Annotated in this window: 13 protein-coding genes and 1 pseudogene; 7 read left to right on the forward strand and 7 right to left on the reverse strand. The window is 64.4% G+C overall.

What is annotated here, in order from left to right:
• Positions 1 to 7 precede the first annotated feature (7 nt).
• Entirely contained in the window at positions 8 to 910 is a 903-nt protein-coding gene (gene rsmI / locus CKW39_RS03760) for a 16S rRNA (cytidine(1402)-2'-O)-methyltransferase (RefSeq protein WP_371514544.1), read from the reverse strand.
• A gap of 170 nt (positions 911 to 1,080) precedes the next feature.
• Here rsmI and CKW39_RS03765 point away from each other — a divergent pair, with 170 nt between their 5' ends.
• A complete protein-coding gene (locus tag CKW39_RS03765) occupies positions 1,081 to 2,616 on the forward strand; it encodes a dolichyl-phosphate-mannose--protein mannosyltransferase (protein WP_254049262.1) in 1,536 nt (511 codons plus the stop codon).
• 529 nt (positions 2,617 to 3,145) lie between these two features.
• On the opposite strand, the gene CKW39_RS03770 is transcribed toward CKW39_RS03765, so the two are convergent.
• The 4 genes from CKW39_RS03770 to CKW39_RS03785 form a co-directional block, all read right to left on the reverse strand.
• A complete protein-coding gene (locus CKW39_RS03770) occupies positions 3,146 to 4,087 on the reverse strand; it encodes a TIGR01906 family membrane protein (RefSeq protein WP_095796988.1) in 942 nt (313 codons plus the stop codon).
• 8 nt (positions 4,088 to 4,095) lie between these two features.
• On the reverse strand, positions 4,096 to 5,334 hold the full coding sequence (locus tag CKW39_RS03775) for an Ig-like domain-containing protein (protein ID WP_095796823.1): 1,239 nt from the start codon (positions 5,332 to 5,334) through the stop codon (positions 4,096 to 4,098).
• Positions 5,335 to 5,413: 79 nt separating this feature from the next.
• The gene (locus tag CKW39_RS03780; protein ID WP_095796824.1) at positions 5,414 to 5,896 is read right to left on the reverse strand and encodes a DUF3499 domain-containing protein; all 483 of its coding nucleotides are present in this window, start codon (positions 5,894 to 5,896) and stop codon (positions 5,414 to 5,416) included.
• Between the two features lie 8 nt (positions 5,897 to 5,904).
• On the reverse strand, positions 5,905 to 6,507 hold the full coding sequence (locus tag CKW39_RS03785) for a WhiB family transcriptional regulator (RefSeq protein ID WP_095796825.1): 603 nt from the start codon (positions 6,505 to 6,507) through the stop codon (positions 5,905 to 5,907).
• A gap of 232 nt (positions 6,508 to 6,739) precedes the next feature.
• Here CKW39_RS03785 and CKW39_RS03790 point away from each other — a divergent pair, with 232 nt between their 5' ends.
• Positions 6,740 to 7,459 carry a TIGR03089 family protein gene (locus CKW39_RS03790; RefSeq protein WP_095796826.1) on the forward strand — a complete coding sequence of 240 codons (720 nt, stop codon included), beginning with the start codon at positions 6,740 to 6,742 and terminating at the stop codon, positions 7,457 to 7,459.
• A gap of 42 nt (positions 7,460 to 7,501) precedes the next feature.
• Here the strand turns inward: CKW39_RS03790 and CKW39_RS03795 are convergent, their stop codons facing one another.
• Positions 7,502 to 8,092: a GtrA family protein gene (locus tag CKW39_RS03795; protein ID WP_095796989.1), complete on the reverse strand. Its 591-nt coding sequence runs from the start codon at positions 8,090 to 8,092 to the stop codon at positions 7,502 to 7,504.
• A 226-nt stretch (positions 8,093 to 8,318) separates the two neighbouring features.
• Between CKW39_RS03795 and CKW39_RS15905 the strand changes: the two are divergent.
• The 5 genes and pseudogenes from CKW39_RS15905 to CKW39_RS03815 all read left to right on the forward strand — a co-directional run.
• Positions 8,319 to 9,449, forward strand: a pseudogene (locus CKW39_RS15905) (5-(carboxyamino)imidazole ribonucleotide synthase); the annotation flags it as partial.
• Between the two features lie 87 nt (positions 9,450 to 9,536).
• Positions 9,537 to 10,040 (forward strand): 5-(carboxyamino)imidazole ribonucleotide mutase, encoded by a 504-nt coding sequence (gene purE, locus CKW39_RS15910; RefSeq protein ID WP_311198973.1) that lies wholly within the window; start codon positions 9,537 to 9,539, stop codon positions 10,038 to 10,040.
• 149 nt (positions 10,041 to 10,189) lie between these two features.
• Positions 10,190 to 11,836 carry an LCP family protein gene (locus CKW39_RS03805; protein WP_254049264.1) on the forward strand — a complete coding sequence of 549 codons (1,647 nt, stop codon included), beginning with the start codon at positions 10,190 to 10,192 and terminating at the stop codon, positions 11,834 to 11,836.
• 53 nt (positions 11,837 to 11,889) lie between these two features.
• Positions 11,890 to 12,873: a peptidoglycan bridge formation glycyltransferase FemA/FemB family protein gene (locus tag CKW39_RS03810; RefSeq protein WP_095796828.1), complete on the forward strand. Its 984-nt coding sequence runs from the start codon at positions 11,890 to 11,892 to the stop codon at positions 12,871 to 12,873.
• Positions 12,870 to 13,622 carry an SDR family oxidoreductase gene (locus CKW39_RS03815; protein WP_095796829.1) on the forward strand — a complete coding sequence of 251 codons (753 nt, stop codon included), beginning with the start codon at positions 12,870 to 12,872 and terminating at the stop codon, positions 13,620 to 13,622. The genes CKW39_RS03810 and CKW39_RS03815 overlap by 4 nt, the downstream gene beginning before the upstream one ends.
• Before the next feature lie 809 nt (positions 13,623 to 14,431).
• On the opposite strand, the gene CKW39_RS03820 is transcribed toward CKW39_RS03815, so the two are convergent.
• Positions 14,432 to 15,874, reverse strand: coding sequence for a hypothetical protein (locus CKW39_RS03820; protein ID WP_095796830.1), 1,443 nt, complete (start codon positions 15,872 to 15,874; stop codon positions 14,432 to 14,434).
• Between the last annotated feature and the right edge of the window lie 78 nt (positions 15,875 to 15,952).

Genomic DNA, 15,952 nt, shown 5'->3' on the forward strand with positions numbered 1-15,952 from the left:
TCACATGTCAGCGTTGACCGCGGGCGGCGATCACGGCGTCGTAGAGCTGGCGGGTACTCACGCCCGCGTCCGTGGCGATCTGGCGGGCGGCGGCCTTGAGTTTGATGTCGCTGGTGGCCACGAGTTTTTCGACGTCGCCCACGAGGTCCTCGGGTTGCGGAGCCTCTGCCGCTGCTGCACCGTGGACGACCACCGCGATCTCTCCGCGCACCTGGTTGTTCTGCGCCCACTCGGTGAGGCCCGCCAAGTCATCGCGGAGGACTTCCTCGTGGAGTTTGGTCAGTTCACGGCACACCACGGCCTGACGATCGCCTCCGAGCCCGTCCCGCAATGCTTCCAGCATCGCTGCCAGACGATGCGGTGATTCGTAGAAGACCATGGTCCGGCGTTCTTCGGCCAGCGTCTTGAGGTGGGTGGCCCGCTCCCCCGCCTTCCGCGGCAGGAACCCCTCGAACGTGAAGCGGTCGGTCGGCAATCCAGACACCGCGAGCGCAGCCAGCACGGCAGAGGGTCCCGGGATCACCGTCACCCGCAGGCCGGCCTCTGCAGCAGCACGGGTGAGCGGAAACCCCGGGTCGGAAACGGTGGGCATCCCGGCGTCGGACAGCACGGCCACGACCTTCCCGGCACGGACCAAATCGAGGATCTCAGCAACCCGCTCGTTTTCGTTGTGCTCATGGTGAGTCATGACGCGGCCGGTGAAGTGGACATTCAGTCCAGCAGCAAGGCGATGCAGCGTGCGGGTGTCCTCAACGGCCAGCACATCCGCGGTCCGGAGGATCTCCAACAAGCGGGGGGACGCGTCCGACAGGTTGCCGATGGGCGTGCCCACGACCACCACCGCGCCTCGATCGGCGTGCTCCGGAGAAGACTGGGGGGGTTCCTGAGGCGTAGATTCTTGCGAGCTCACACCCAGTACTCTACGAACCCTGTCCAATCGTCAGCTGAGAACCGCCATAAACTCCCCGTGAACAGGGCCTATTCAGAGCCAGCGCCTACGATGAGTGAGTGCATCTGACTGCTTCCCAGCCGGTGACCCGCGGCCCCTCCACAGACCTTCGTGGTCTTTTGCTACCCGCCGTGACTCGATTGCCCAGGTTGTGGTGGGTTCCGCTGCTGATCGTGACCGTGCTGGGCGGCGTGATGCGGTTCGTCAATCTCTCCTGGCCGCACGCCGTGGTGTTCGACGAGACGTACTACCTCAAGGATTCCTATTCGCTCCTGCTCAACGGCACGGAGCAACAATGGCCCGCCAACGCCGACGAATCATTTGCCGCTGGCAAGCCCCCCGCCAATCTGGACGAGCCGTCCTTTGTGGTGCACCCGCCGATGGGCAAGTGGCTGATCGCCGGTGGTCTCTGGCTGTTCGGCGCGGATGATCCCTTTGGCTGGCGTTTTTCGGCCGCTCTCTTCGGCACGCTGTCCATCGCGTTGATCTTCGCCGCGGCATGGCTGTTGTTCCGCTCCGTCACTCTCGCGACCGCCGCCGGCTTGCTCATGAGCCTGGACGGCCTCCACCTCGTGGAATCCCGCTTGGCGCTGCTGGACATCTTCCTGATGTTCTTCGTGCTCCTGGCCTTCGTGTTCCTCCTGCTCGACAGGGACGACGGACGACGCCGCCTGGTCACCCGTTTCTCGCCCCACGGCTTGGGTCCGTGGCTGGGGATCCGGTGGTGGCGAATCGCCGCCGGTGTGGCCTGCGGACTCGCCGTGGGGGTGAAGTGGAATGCCCTGTTTCTGGTGGCTGCACTGGGCATTCTCACGGTCCTGTGGGACATGAATGCCCGCCGGATTGCCGGGGTGAAGCACTGGTTCTGGGGCGCGGTGGTCAAGGATGGGCTGCCCGCCTTCGTCGCCATGATCGGCACCGGCTTGATCGTCTACGTCATCACGTGGGCCGGCTGGCTCACCACTGCCAACGGTTATCACCGCCAGTGGGCCGAGCAGAACCCGGGCGAAGGCCTGCTGTGGTTGCCGCCCGCGCTGCGCTCCCTCTGGGAGTACCACGTGGCCGCGTACTCGTTCCACTCGGGTCTGGATAGCGAACACACCTATATGGCCGGCCCTGCACTGTGGCCCATCCTGGCTCGGCCCACCTCCTACTTCTATGAATCCCCCGAGCGCGGTGTGGACGGATGCACCGTGGACTCGTGTTCCCAGGCGATCCTGAATCAGGGCAACCCCGTGATCTGGTGGGTGGGCATCGCCGCGGTTATATTCGCGCTGGTGCTGTGGGCTGTGAAGCGGGACTGGCGCTTCGGAGGTCTACTGGGGATGTACGCCGCCGCGTACCTTCCGTGGTTCCTCTACCCGGAGCGCACCATGTTCTACTTCTACGCGCTCGCGTACTTCCCGTTCATGGTGCTGATCATCGTGGGAGTACTAGGTGTCCTGACCGGACGAGTGGGAGTCGCCCCGTTCGGACACACTGCAGGGACGCCCGCAGCCCGCAACCGCTTCATCTCCGCCGTGTGGGGTCACCGCTGGACCACCGTTGCCCTCGTGTTCATGAGTCTGGTGGTCGTGTGCGCCGTCTTCTTCTGGCCCGTCTGGACCGGGCAGACCATCCCCTACGACCACTGGCGCGGGCGCATGTGGTTCGATTCCTGGATCTAGGCGCGCAACTACAACACGGCCCCCTGCAACCCTTGAAGTTTAAGGGTTGCGCAAGGGTCGCCAATATCCAATGGCGGGTCCGCATGGACGAAGCAGTCTGCGCCCTTCGCCACTGACCTGTAAGACACCATTGTCATTCCAAGCGCCGCAAGGACCCCCTCCCGCACCGGGTGTGCCGTTAGAACCCCTCAGTGCTCCTACAGAGGCTCTGACAAAACATGAGACGTCTCCAACGGTTCGAACGGGCCCCAGAACGGACGCGGGCCACTAAGACACGAATACTGGACAAGGCCCGCGGGCCGGAACCGGGCGGCGTCGGGATCAGGACCGGGCGGCGTCGGCGGTTGAGTGCGCATGCTGGGTGCCGCTAGAACCCTGGGGTGCGTCTGGTGCAACATTAGGACCCGCCGGATGGTCCGAAGGGGTTCTTATGGCCCCTGAGGTGTCACGCGCGGTCCTTGCGACACCTCAGAAGCGAGGGTGACGCCGCCCAGTGTCAGCGGGCGGTGGCGTTATGAGAAACGAGCGACTAGGCCCAGGGCGCGGAACGAGCGTCGGAATCGCGGTTAGGCCTGTCCTTTGCGGACGGTGCACCTTGGTTCTCGCTAGCCGAGTGGTCGGACGCGGATTCCCGGTTCCCAAGAGTTTGATCGCGTTCAGAGTCGGCATCCTGGCGCTCCGTGTTGGAGTCCTCAACGTCAGCCCTCTCGTGCTCAGTTTCTTCGCGGCCATCATGACCGGAACCCTCATCAACGGCAGCACGTTCACCGCGGGCGGCGGAACGCATCCGCGGACGCGTGATCAACATGGTCACGAACGCACCGATGACGGCAATCAAGGCGACCGCGATCGCCGCGTCCATCCAGAACTGGGTGGGGTACAGCCGGATCAGGGTGTCGGTGATGCGGAAGGTCCAACTACCGGCGTCGAAGAACAATGAGTGGAACAGCGCGAAGAACGTCTCCCAGGCCAATACCGCCACGACCAGGAGAATCACCAGCAGTGCAACGGTCAGCCACGCTCCGAAGAACAGTGCACCGGACGCGGCGCCGGGTGCGCGGCGGTGCAGATAGAGGCAGCTGATCGCACTGAGCACCAGCAGAATCAACGCGACCAGGAAGCCCCACTGGATGACGTGTTGCACGTCGGTCATGTGGGACACCTCTTGGTCCTGGAACAACATGCCGGCTTCTTCGCTGATCAACCCGCTCAGGTACTCGGGCGGCGCGAAGTTCATGATGTAGTCCAGCCCGTAGGACCCGTAGGTCATGCGCTGTTCGGTGGTCATCCCCCAGTGATCAGCGGGGAACCCTGGGCGGTGGTACTCGATCCACAGGAACAGCGGGGTGGCCACGAGCCGCACCCCCAGGGCGATCAGGAGAATCGGGAACGTCAGCGCCAGAAAGACTTGTTGAAGGCGACGAAATTTCGCCTCGCGGGGACGCTTGACCGCCGTGGTGGGAGAACTCACCGGGGATATCACCAGTTTCCGTGCCAGTTTTCGTCTGAGTACTTGTCAAAGGGAATGTTCCAGTCACCAAAGCCGTCGTCGGGATCAGCCTGCGGGTAACCGGTATTGACCACTTCCACCATGTCACCGGGGCGGAAGGTGTCAAAAATGTACTTGGCGCCCTCCACGGGCATACCCACACAACCGTGGGACACATTTTGGTAGCCCAACACCGGCATGGCAGAGGGCAGGGCCTGGTGGATGAACTCGCCGCTCCACGTGAGTCGAGCCACGTTGGAGGCGTTGAAGGGCTCGTAGTAGTGCGGGTCCCCGGGTGAGAGGTTCAGCGACGACGGCTTGAATTCATACGATTCCGCCTGCTCGATGATGACCTTCTTACCCGTGGTCGACGGCCATTCCGGGTTGCCCAAGGTCACGGGCCATTCGCCGGTCTTCTTGCCGTTCTCGTAGGCCACCAGGGTCTTGGTGTTGTTGTCCACGTACGCGCGGTGTTCGGGACCGGTCGTGAAGTTCACGGTCTGGTTCTCGTTGCCGATCATCCCGTTGCCCACGTCCTTGCCGAGCAACTTGATGGCCACCTTCACCTTGGAATCCGGGGCCCACGGTTCGGCGGGGCGATAGCGCAGCTTGGTGTCCGAGTACCAGCGGAAGGCGCCGTCCTGGTCACCGCCGCCGGTGACCAGGACGGCCTTCTCGATCTCTTCCTTGTTCAGGATCGGTTCGGAGAAATCGAATTCGACGACCTGCCACAACCCGTAGGTGCCGCCGTCCCGCACGTTCATGCGAACGTCCATTTCATGGGCGGCGTCCACGGTGGAGAACGCGGACGTGCCTTCCGCGGTGCGGCCGTTGTTATCCGCCGTGTACGTCACGGTGTAGGCGGAGTCGAATTCGAGTGGCTTGGTGGAAGTCCACGTGGTTCCGTCCTCGGACAGTTCCCCGGCGGCTTCTTGGCCGTCATCCGAAACGACCGAGACATCCGTGAGCTTGCCCTGGTCCGCCGTCACGGTGACCGGGTCCACGGGATTGACCATGGTGGTGTTCGCGGCAGGGGCCACGGTCACGGTGGGTTCGCCAGCTGCCTCGGTGGCTGTAGCATTCGAGGCACCGTCGCTCGGTGAACCGGACGCAGCGCCGTCGCCCCCGGAACCTGTACCGCACGCGGCCAGGGCCAGCACACTGAAACCCGCCAAACCGGTGACGGCGCGCGAACGCCAGGTGCTCTTGCGGGGGGAATGGGGGGCCATGGTGAACCTCACTTCGCGTGGCTGGATCTCCCCCAGACTGCCCGGTTACCCGCTGAACAACAAGTTGACTTCGGATGGATTACGGGCGACGCAGGTGGGCGCGCCGCATACTTTGCGGCATGGGCGCGGACCGGAATTCCGGTGCGGCTTGCGGCTTCACTTCGCGCTCGCTCCCGGGCTGATCGTCCCCAATGGTTTCGGCCGGCGCGCGATTGAATGAAACGTCCCGCAATACTCGCCCGGGGGCCCGCATTCCGGGCCGCTGCGGTGACTGCGGACGACGCCGCGCGGCCGGCTCGTCATCGCGCACGGCCTCGACCATGGCGCCCAGGTCATCGCGGTTCCAGCCGTCCGGTGATTCCAGACGCACCACACGCCACCCGCGCGGGGCGGTCATGCGGTCCGCATGGAAAGCGCACAGGTCGTAGGCATGCGGTTCGGAACGGGCGGACAGCGCACCGATCACCGCGGTGGAGTCCGAGTACACGTAGGTCAGGGTGCAGACGGCGGCCCTGGAGCAGGTCTGGCGGCTGCAGCTGCGCTGAGGAAGTTCTTCGCTCATGCGCTTACTCAGCGTCCCCGGCGGCGCAGCCTGCGGCGTTCGCGTTCGGAGAGCCCGCCCCAAATGCCGAACTTCTCATCGTTGGACATCGCGTAGTCCAAGCACTCGCCGCTCACGGGGCACGCCTCGCACACGCGCTTGGCGTCGCGAGTCGAGCCGCCCTTTTCGGGGAAGAAAGCTTCGGGGTCTGTCTGTGCGCACAGTGCGTCGGTCTGCCAGGCGAGTTCGCCTTCGGCGTCGCCCTCGCTCACGGAGTACAGGCCGGCAACGGCCTGCCACACGGAAGCGTCCACGCTCTGCGGGTCGTGGACGTCCACGTCGGTGAGATTCTGCGGAACCGGCGGCTGCGCGGGGGTCTGCGCCACGGGTTCGGAATCGGTGGTCTTGCGGCGATCGGATCGCAACATCACATCGCCTGCGGATTCGGGATGCGCAGCCAGGAAGGCGCTTGCGAGATCGTCCAGGGTGGTGACTTCCATGGTGGATCCACCACGAGCCTGATCCACGGGATCGACGAACCAATCTGCGGGGATCACCTCGTGCGCGTTCGGACGGCCCTGCTCGGCGGTGTCCTCTTGATCGTTGAAGTGGCGGCGTGCGGCCTCTCCCATGTCAGTCCTTCCGTCCGACGCAAAAGCTATGTGGTGCCCGTGACCCGCCCATTTGGGCCGCGGGAAATCAACCGCTCCAGGCGAAGGGTTGGTCCGCTTGGCCCGAAGCGGACCCCCTAATTACACGCGTGTAAGTCCTGCTGAGTCAAGCTGGGTTCGGCGGACTTGCAGATTTGACCGGCGTGCCGTCAGTGTGGACGAGGGACCGTCACTTACCCTAAGGAGTTTCTGCGTGAGACGCACACCGGCCACTTTCGCACAGGCCTTGGCCCAGCTTTCCGAACGCCCCACACCCGCGCTCATCTGGCGCAACGGGGACGAACGTGTTGAGCTTTCCGGCCGCGTGCTCGTCAACTGGGTCGAAAAATCCGCAAGCCTCCTGGTCGACGAATTGGACGTGGAGTCCGGCCAACTCATCACCGTTTCCCCGCGCCAACACTGGCGACTCGTAGTTCTCACCCTCGCCGCCCTACGGGTTGGTGCCTCGGTACGGTTCGGTGAGAATTCCGCCGACGACGCCGCCGTCCACGCCGCGCTCGAAGGTCACCTCAACGACGGCGTTCCGGCCGAACACGTCCTGGCCGTCGCCTCCCCGGCCTTGGCCTTCGCGTGTGAGGAAGATGTTTCGGATCCGGTCATCGACTTCTGCGCCGAAGTCCGATCATTTCCGGACGCGTACATGGGAATGGAAGCACCTCAGGACGGCGATGATGCCTTGCCAGAGGCCGGAATCACGCACGGTGAGTTGCTGGGGGAAGCCGAGCGAGCGGCGTCGGCGGTCGAGGACCACACCGTGTATGTGCCGTTGAAAAACGGCTGGAAAGAACGTGCCCTGTTGATCACTTTGGGACTGCTCTTGCGCGACGGCGCTGTGTTGCTGACCGCAAACGAGTCGGATGTTACGCCGGATGTCCTGGCGCAGGAGAAGGCGGTCCCGTTGTCGGGCGAGTGAGGGACCAGACCGACAGACTCGATTCGGACGGTCAGTTCCGGCTCAGATCTGGCTGGGCGGGGCGTCCGAATCGGTGCGAGAGCGGGATGAGGCGTCCGAGTCCTGGTGGGCCGTCTCGTCCTTGCGCTGCACCACGGGGATCTGACCGGTGATGAACGCGAACTCTTCTTCGCGGCTGCCCGCGAAATCCGGGTCCTCATCGAGCTCCTGGCGGAAGACCCAGAACCGGTAGGCGAAGTACCGGAAGATGGTGCCCAGGATGGTGCCGATAATCGTGCCCGAGATGAAGGACGCCGTGGCCGACTGCAGGCCCAGCACGTAGTAGCTGAAGAACAAGCAGCCCATTTCAATGCCCAGGCCAATGCCATTGGCCACCAAGAACTGGACCAACTCACGCCGCTTGTCCGCTTGACGCTTCTCGCGGAAGGTCCACAAGCGGTTGGCAACCCACGAGAACAGGATGGCCACCACCGTGGCCACGAATTTGGCCTTGATGTGGCTGTCCTCGAACCACGGGGTGTGCATCAGGATCCACGTGAGCGTCGCGTTAATGACGAACGCCAGCGCACCCACCACGCCGAACTTCATGAGTTCTTTGACGAACAGGTGCCACAGCGCGTCAGCGCGTTCCATGATGCTATTCACGAATGGTTCTCGGTTTCCGTCGCTCGGGGAAGTCATGCGCGCTGGTACTTGCACGCTCATGGGTGATCCGCAGAAGTGCGTGATCTACCCGCATATTGAGCTGCATCCTACTCCTAAATAGCTGGTGGCCCGCTGTGGCGATACCCTGGGGAACGTGAGTTTCCCCATTACAGGTCCTGTCATTGGTGTTGTCGGAGGCGGCCAGCTGGCCCGCATGATGGCACCCGCCGCTACCGAGCTGGGCGTGGAATTGCGCGTCCTGGCGGAAGGCCCGGACGTTTCGGCCGTGGCCGCCGTCCGCACCACCCCCGTTGGGGACTACAAAGATTTGGACACCTTGCGGCAGTTCGCCTCAGAGGTGGACGTGGTCACCTTCGATCACGAGCACGTACCCACCGAGCACCTGCGCGCCCTCCAGGAAGCCGGGGTGTCGGTGCAGCCGGGCCCGGAGGCGCTGGTGCACGCGCAGGACAAGCTGGTCATGCGCAAGGCCGTGGAGAAGCTCGGTCTGCCCAATCCCCAGTGGGCCCAGGTGCGCACCGCGGACGAGCTGTTGGCCTTCGGCGAGACGGCCGGATGGCCGCTGATTCTCAAGACGCCACGCGGCGGCTACGACGGCAAGGGCGTGTTGAAGCTCGACGACGCTCAGGCAGTCCACCAGGATCCGGTCCCGGCGTGGTTCGCTCAGGCTTCCGAGGATGGCTTGCTCGCGGAGGAAGCCGTCCCGTTCACACGTGAGCTGTCCGCTCTGGTGGCGCGCACACCGTCCGGCGAGACCAAGGCGTGGCCCGTGGTCGAGTCCGTGCAGGTCAACGGCGTGTGCGATGAGGTGATCGCCCCGGCACCCGGCCTGGACCCGGAAGTGGCCGCGGCGGCGTCGGGAGCGGCCATCATGCTCGCCCAGGAACTGGGCGTCACCGGCGTGATGGCCGCCGAACTGTTCGAGACCCCCGGCCACGGCGCCGGTTTTGCCGTGAACGAGCTGGCCATGCGCCCGCACAACTCCGGGCACTGGACCATGGACGGCTCCGTGACCAGTCAGTTCGAGCAGCACCTGCGTGCCGTTCTGGACTGGCCGCTGGGTGCCACGGAGGTCAACGCGGATGTTGCCGTGATGAAGAACTTCTTGGGCGGCGACAATCAGGACCTCTTCGCGGCATACCCGGCCGCGATGGCCGCCGAGCCGCGCGCCAAGATTCACAACTACGGCAAGTCGGTGCGTCCCGGCCGCAAGATCGGGCACGTGAACGTGGTTGGATCCGCGGATGAGACGGCCGAACTGCGCCGCATTGCGACCCGTGCGGCGGGCATCATTCGCGACGGTGAGGACCGATCGGAAGAGCCCACTCATATCCAGTCCGAAGGCAAGGCGCACCCCACGTGGGGCGCGACCCCCCTGTCGCAGCTGCGGGCGCCCGTGGTCGGACTGGTCATGGGCTCGGATTCGGACTGGTCCACCATGCGCTTGGCCGCGGAGGTCCTGGAAGAACTGGGCATTCCGTACGAGGCGGATGTCGTGTCCGCTCATCGCATGCCGCACGAAATGCTCGAATACGGCCAGACCGCTCACGAACGTGGTCTGCGGGTGATCATTGCCGGTGCCGGCGGCGCGGCGCACCTGCCGGGCATGCTGGCCTCGGTCACACCCCTGCCGGTGATTGGTGTACCGGTCCAGCTCAAGACCCTGGACGGCATGGACTCGCTGCTGTCGATCGTTCAGATGCCCGCGGGTGTTCCCGTGGCCACCGTGTCCATCGGGGGTGCCCGAAACGCCGGTCTGCTGGCCGCTCGTGTGTTGGCCTCGGCCACCGACACGTCCGCCGAGCACCTGCGCGACAACCTGCAGAACTTCGCGCGGGAGCTGTCCGAGACCGCTCACCGTAAGGGTCAGGCGCTGCGGGACACGGTGTTGCGAGGCGCCACGACTCAGGAGTAGCAGTGCTTTGCCCGGTCGATTTTCGGCCAGGATTCAGCCAGTAGCGGCACAATAACCGCAGTGCGTCGTGACTCGCGAGAGGGTGATTCCCACAATCACCCGCGTGAGCCGGCCGCAACACCGCCTTCCCCATCAGCACGGAGTTGCACGTGAACGGATCATCCTCGAGCGAGGTAGGGGGTATCCCCTACCCGCCCACGGCCGGAGCCCCTCACCCGGATGGTGGCTACGCGGAAGAAACCTTCCACGGTGCTTCCGCGACCCGCGATCCCGGTAGCGGCCCGCGCAAGAAGCGCTCCAACGTGGCCGATCCGTTGATCAACCCCAAGTTCGCCGCACCGGCCGACCGCACCAAGCGCGCGTGGTGGCTGTTGGGCGCCACCGCACTGGTTCCCGGCTCCGCTCAGCTGGTGGCCGGACGCAGGCCGTTGGGACGCTTGGCGCTCCGGGTGACCGTAACCGTGTGGGCGCTCATTCTCTTCGCTGCCCTGCTGTGGCTCGTGTGGAAGACCGCGCTGATCTGGCTGCTCACCAACTCGGTCACCTCGTGGATTCTTATGTTCGGCCTGCTGGGCCTCGCGTTGGGCTGGGTATTCCTGTGGTTCGACACGCTCCGCCTGATCAGACCAGGTTTGTTGAGCGACAAGGTCCGCCGCGCCGTGGTCATCGTGACCGTGCTGGCCATGCTCATCACCGGTGGTGGTTTGGGTTATGCCGCCCACTTGGTCTCGGTGGCGCGGGGGGCGGTCTCCAACATCTTTGGCGGCGGTTTACCGTTCGCCCCGGACGACGGGCGCTACAACCTCCTGCTCATGGGCGGCGACGCCGGTGATGACCGCGAAGGCCGCCGCCCCGACTCCATGACCGTGCTCAGCGTGGACGCGGACTCCGGTCGCACTGTGACCGTGTCCTTGCCCCGCAACCTGCAGAACGTGCCGTTCCCGCAAGATTCCCCGTTGCACGACGTGTACCCCAGCGGGTTCAGCTGCGGCGACGAGTGCATCATGAACGCGATCTACACGGACGTGATGCAGAATCACCAGAACCTCTATCCGGACGTGGCCGACCCCGGCGCAGAAGCCACCAAGGATGCCGCCGAGGGCGTCACCGGCCTGGAGATCCACGGGTACGTGCTGATCGACATGGACGGTTTCGAGTCGCTGGTTGATGCCCTGGGCGGCATCACCCTGGACGTGGGTGGACGCGTGCCCATGGGCGGTGGCACCAACATGGACACCGGTCTGCCGAACCCCATCTTGGGCTGGATCGAACCCGGTGTGCAGCACATGGACGGCCATCACGCCCTCTGGTACGCCCGGTCCCGCGAGGGCGCCACGGACTATGACCGACAGGCGCGCCAGCGTTGCGTACAGGCCGCAATGCTCAAGCAACTGAATCCGGTCAACGTGGCCACCAAGTTCGAGGATCTGGCCAACTCGGGTGAAGAAATTATCGAGACAGACATTCCGCAGTCCTCCATCGGTTCCCTGGTCAACGTGGCCATGAAGGCCAAGAACCACGACCTCGAGTCCTATGCCGTGGGCCCACCGTTCTACGACCAGTCCTTCCCCACCTACCCGGACTTCGAGCTGTTCCAGTCCGATCTCCAGGGCGTGCTCGAGAAGGCAACGGACGACGGCGCTGAGGCGGCGTCGTCGTCGAGCGTTCCGGCCCGTGGTGTGGCCGGCGCGCCGGGTGGTGTGGGCGTGGGCATGTCGGTGCCCGTGCCGGCCTCCCCCGCGATGTTGACCACCGCCGAGGAGTTGTCTCCCAACGGCACCTGCTCCGTGCCGTAACCGAATCCGCGCTGCGCGTTCTGACCTGAGCGGCAGGTCGGTACAGTGGACGCGTGGCAAATATCCTGCAGTCCCAGGAATGGGCAGAGTTTCAGCGAAGCATCGGACACCAGGTCGTCCAGGCCTCCGGAGACGGGTGGCGCTACCTGGCCACGGTCGAGGGCGGGCGCACGGGCCGGTACCTGTACTGCCCGTACGGTCCCGAGGCGGATTCCCCACAGGCTTTCGACGCCGCTCTGGCGGACCTCACGCGCGTGGCCAAGGAGCACAAGTGCTGGTTCGTGCGTGTGGAACCGGCCAATGCGAATTTCGTGGACGGTCTGGAAACGGAGAAGTCTTCGTTGCGCCGCCGCGGTATGAAGGTTGCCCCGCGTCAGGTTCAGCCTTCGCACACGCAGCTCATTGACCTCAGCAAGGACGAGAAAGAGCTGCTCAAGGACATGAAGTCCACCAACCGAAATCTGTACCGGAACATCCACAAGAAGGGTGTGACGATTGAGCGCTCATCCAACCCGGAGGACGTCAATTACCTCCTGAAGTTCTTGGACGACACCGCCAAGCGCAAGGATTTCAACCGCCAGCACGACGACTACCTGCGCGCGGTAGCCCGGTCGCTGATGCCCGCCGGCGCTGCCGCGATCTATCTCGCGAAGCTCGAGGACGAGCCCATTGCGGCCTCGCTCGTGTACGACTCCTCGGACACCCGCACCTACGCCCACGCGGCCATGGATCAGTGTCACCGCAAGCTGTCAGCGGGCATCCCGCTGGTGGTCACGATGATCATGGACGCCAAGGAGAAAGGCCTCGCGTGGTTCGACTTGTTCGGCACCGCACCCGAGGGCGCTGGTCCAGAGCACGAGTGGTACGGATTCACGTCTTTCAAGAAGTCGTTCGGTGGCTCGCCGGTATCGTTTGCGGGCACATGGGACCTGCCCGTTTCGACCGGTGGCTACACCGCTTACACCGGCGTGCGCCACGCCCGGGAAGCGGTCACTGCGGCTCGGAAGAAAATCCGCGAGCGTACCATCGAGGCATGACTAAAACTGCTCTGATCACCGGTGCCACCGGAGGAATTGGCCGCGCTTTCACCACCGAATTGCACCGGCGCGGCTATCAGGTGATCATCACCGGTCGGAGCACGGAGAAGCTGACTGAACTGTCTCAAACCGTGACCGACGGTGCTGCGCAGATCGTGGCCGCTGACCTGGGAACGCAGGACGGGATCTCCACCCTGGTGGACGTGATTCGCTCCAACCCGCTGGACATCCTGATCAACAATGCAGGTTTCGGCACGCACGGTGCTTTCGCCGAACTGGACATCGATCGCGAACTCGAAGAAGCCACCGTCAACATGACCGCTCTGATGGCCACCACCCACGAGGCGCTTCAGTCGATGACCGCGCGGCGCACCGGCGCAATCGTGAACATTGCGTCTGTGGCCGGGTTCCAGCCCATTCCCTACATGGCCACGTATGGCGCCAGCAAGGCGTTCGTGGAACGGTTCACTCTTGCCGTGGGCGTTGAGGCCCGCAAGTCAGGTGTGCTGGTGACCTGCGTGAACCCTGGTCCCGTGGATACCGAGTTCTTCGACGTGGTCGGTTCCAGTGCCGTGAAGATCGGCCGTGCGATGAGCCCGGAACAGATTGTGGCTTCCGCCATGACCGCAGTGGACAAGCGCCGTTCCCGCGTGGTGGCACCTCGCACCTTCCACGCGGTGGAGGCCCTCACCCGCGTGCTGCCCGCACCGTTGGTGGCCCGGGCGACATCGATTATTTCCGGGCGGTGAGCGCGGCCGCTGCGGCGCTGATGCCGGTACGCGGCTGGCACTGCGTCGCACTACATTGCACGGCGCCGCGCTGCGCGTGAGGTGTCGTTAGAGCCCACGTTTACACCTGAGGTGTCATTAGAACCTTCCACGCTGGCGAAAAGGGTCCCAACGGCGCCTGAGGTGTTCCCGAGGGTCCTACTGGCCCCTCAAATGCGTTCGTCATCTCGCGAGAACCGCCACGCCTGACGTCGCGTTAGAGCCCACGTTTACACCTGAGGTGCCGCTGGAACCCTCCATGCTGACCAAAAGGGCCCTAACGGCCCCTGAGGTGTTCCCGAGGGTCCTACCGGCTCCTCAGATGCGTTCGTCATCTCGCGAGTACCGCCGCGCCTGAGGTCGCGTTAGAACCCACATTTACACCTGAGGTGTCATTAGAACCTTCCGCGCTGGCCATAAGGGCCCTAACGGCGCCTGAGGTGTTCCGGAGGGCCCCGCCAGCCCCTCAGATGCGTTCGTCATCTCGCGAGAACCGCCACGCCTGACGTCGCGTTAGAACCTACATTTACACCTGAGGTGTCATTAGAACCTTCCACGCTGGCGAAAAGGGTCCCAACGGCGCCTGAGGTGTTCCCGAGGGTCCTACCGGCTCCTCAGATGCGTTCGTCATCTCGCGAGAACCGCCACGCCTGACGTCGCGTTAGAACCCACATTTACACCTGAGGTGTCATTAGAACCTTCCATGCTGGCCAAATGGGTCCCAACGGCGCCTGAGGTGTTCCCGAGGATCCTATCGACCCTTCAGGTGTGTCCTCCCAGGGTGGTGAGTATTACCAGCGCGCGGCGTCGCGCATGGCGGCGGTGCCCTCATCCACGACCCGTCGCGCGAAGCCGCGGACTTTTCCGCGCTCGGCAGGATCGGTGCCATTCGAATCGGCACTCGAGGCGGCGTCGTCGTCGTCCTTTTTCATGAAGGATGGACGCGTGGGCATGGACACCTTGGGGACCGTGACTTTGGGCAGGCTACGTGACTTCTTGTCTTTCGCTGGCTGCTCGGTCGTGTCAGCGGTGTCGGTCGCCGCGTCACCTGAGGGTTCGGAAACCGACGCCGCCGACTTGGCTGCCGTCGGCCGCTTCTTCTGCTTGGGTGCGGCGGGCTGGCGAGCGAGGTCCGGATCGGCGTCGACGGCGCTATTGGCATCTTGCGCCGCGAGGGAACCGGTCTCGGGCGCGGCGGGATCATCCTCGCGAGCGGGCTGCGCCGAAAGAACCTTGAAGCGGCGCTTCTTCCTGGGCGGGCGCTCTCCGAAAATCTTGTGCCTGGTCTTCTCGGCGCGGCCAGCCAATTGATAGGCGCTGACCAGCGGGTACTCCCACACGCCCAGGATTTCGCGCTGCTCCTCGGCGAGCTCGCGCAGAACCACGGACGCGTTCTCGGAATCCGGATCGCCGGCCACCACATTGTGGACGCGGCGCTGCTGGAGCTGCACCAGCCCGGTGAGTAAGAGAGCGTCGTCCACACCCAACTGGCGGGCGCGATCGGTGAAGCCCACGCGATACAACAGCGCGGACTCACCGGTGTGCACGAACCACAGGTAGCCAAGTGCAGTTTCCTGCTCACCCTCGGCCTGTTCGGTGGCCACCAGGAACACGGAGTCCTGGCCCACGGCCTTGAGCAAATCATCGATGTGAGCGGTGCGCAGACCCACGTTGGCCAAGCTCTGAGTGTTGGCGGAAACGCGGCGCACCTTCACGCCAGCGACCTTGAGTCCCGCACGGCAGCGTTCGAGGGTCCCACTGGAGAGACGCTTCGACAGGTCGCTCTCGGTTTCGCCCAGGCGCACGATCAGTTCGCGGGGGCCGGCCTCACCCTTGCGGATCTTGTCCCGACGGCGATAGCCCGCCTCTTCAAGGTCGGAAAGCAGCTGTGGGTTGACCGCTGTGTCCGGGCTGATGCGAAGGACCGCACCGTCGTGCTTCTCGCGGGCGTAGTCCTGAAGCGCGCCCAGCACCTTGACGAGTTCGTGGGGACTTTTCACGTGCAAGGACCGAGCGTCCACCACCGTGTGCTTGTCTTCGGGGTAGATCAGGAGCTGGCCGTAGCCGATCGTTTGATTGGCGCGGTTCACCATCACGCGTTCCACGCTGATCTGCTCATCGCTGAGGGCTTCTGCCTCGCCGATGCCCCACAGCAGCTGGGGATTTCCGCCGGTCACGCGAACCCTGGCGTCCCACGTCTTCCGGTTGTCACACGGGTTCACGCTCAATGACACGGTGCGTCCTTTCGTTAGTCCCCAGCACACCGTCATACAGCTTAGCTGTGGACAGCACTCGCGCGTGACCACCCCGTG

Source organism: Kocuria sp. WRN011 (genome assembly GCF_002295155.1).
GTDB classification, from domain to species: domain Bacteria; phylum Actinomycetota; class Actinomycetes; order Actinomycetales; family Micrococcaceae; genus Kocuria; species Kocuria carniphila.

Coding starts and splice junctions, on each gene's coding strand:
- CKW39_RS03775 (WP_095796823.1), bottom strand. CDS start 5,334: ATGGCCCCCCATTCCCCCCGCAAGAGCACCTGGCGTTCGCGCGCCGTC.
- CKW39_RS03780 (WP_095796824.1), bottom strand. CDS start 5,896: ATGAGCGAAGAACTTCCTCAGCGCAGCTGCAGCCGCCAGACCTGCTCC.
- CKW39_RS03785 (WP_095796825.1), bottom strand. CDS start 6,507: ATGGGAGAGGCCGCACGCCGCCACTTCAACGATCAAGAGGACACCGCC.
- CKW39_RS03795 (WP_095796989.1), bottom strand. CDS start 8,092: ATGGAACGCGCTGACGCGCTGTGGCACCTGTTCGTCAAAGAACTCATG.
- purE (WP_311198973.1), top strand. CDS start 9,537: ATGGGCTCGGATTCGGACTGGTCCACCATGCGCTTGGCCGCGGAGGTC.
- CKW39_RS03815 (WP_095796829.1), top strand. CDS start 12,870: ATGACTAAAACTGCTCTGATCACCGGTGCCACCGGAGGAATTGGCCGC.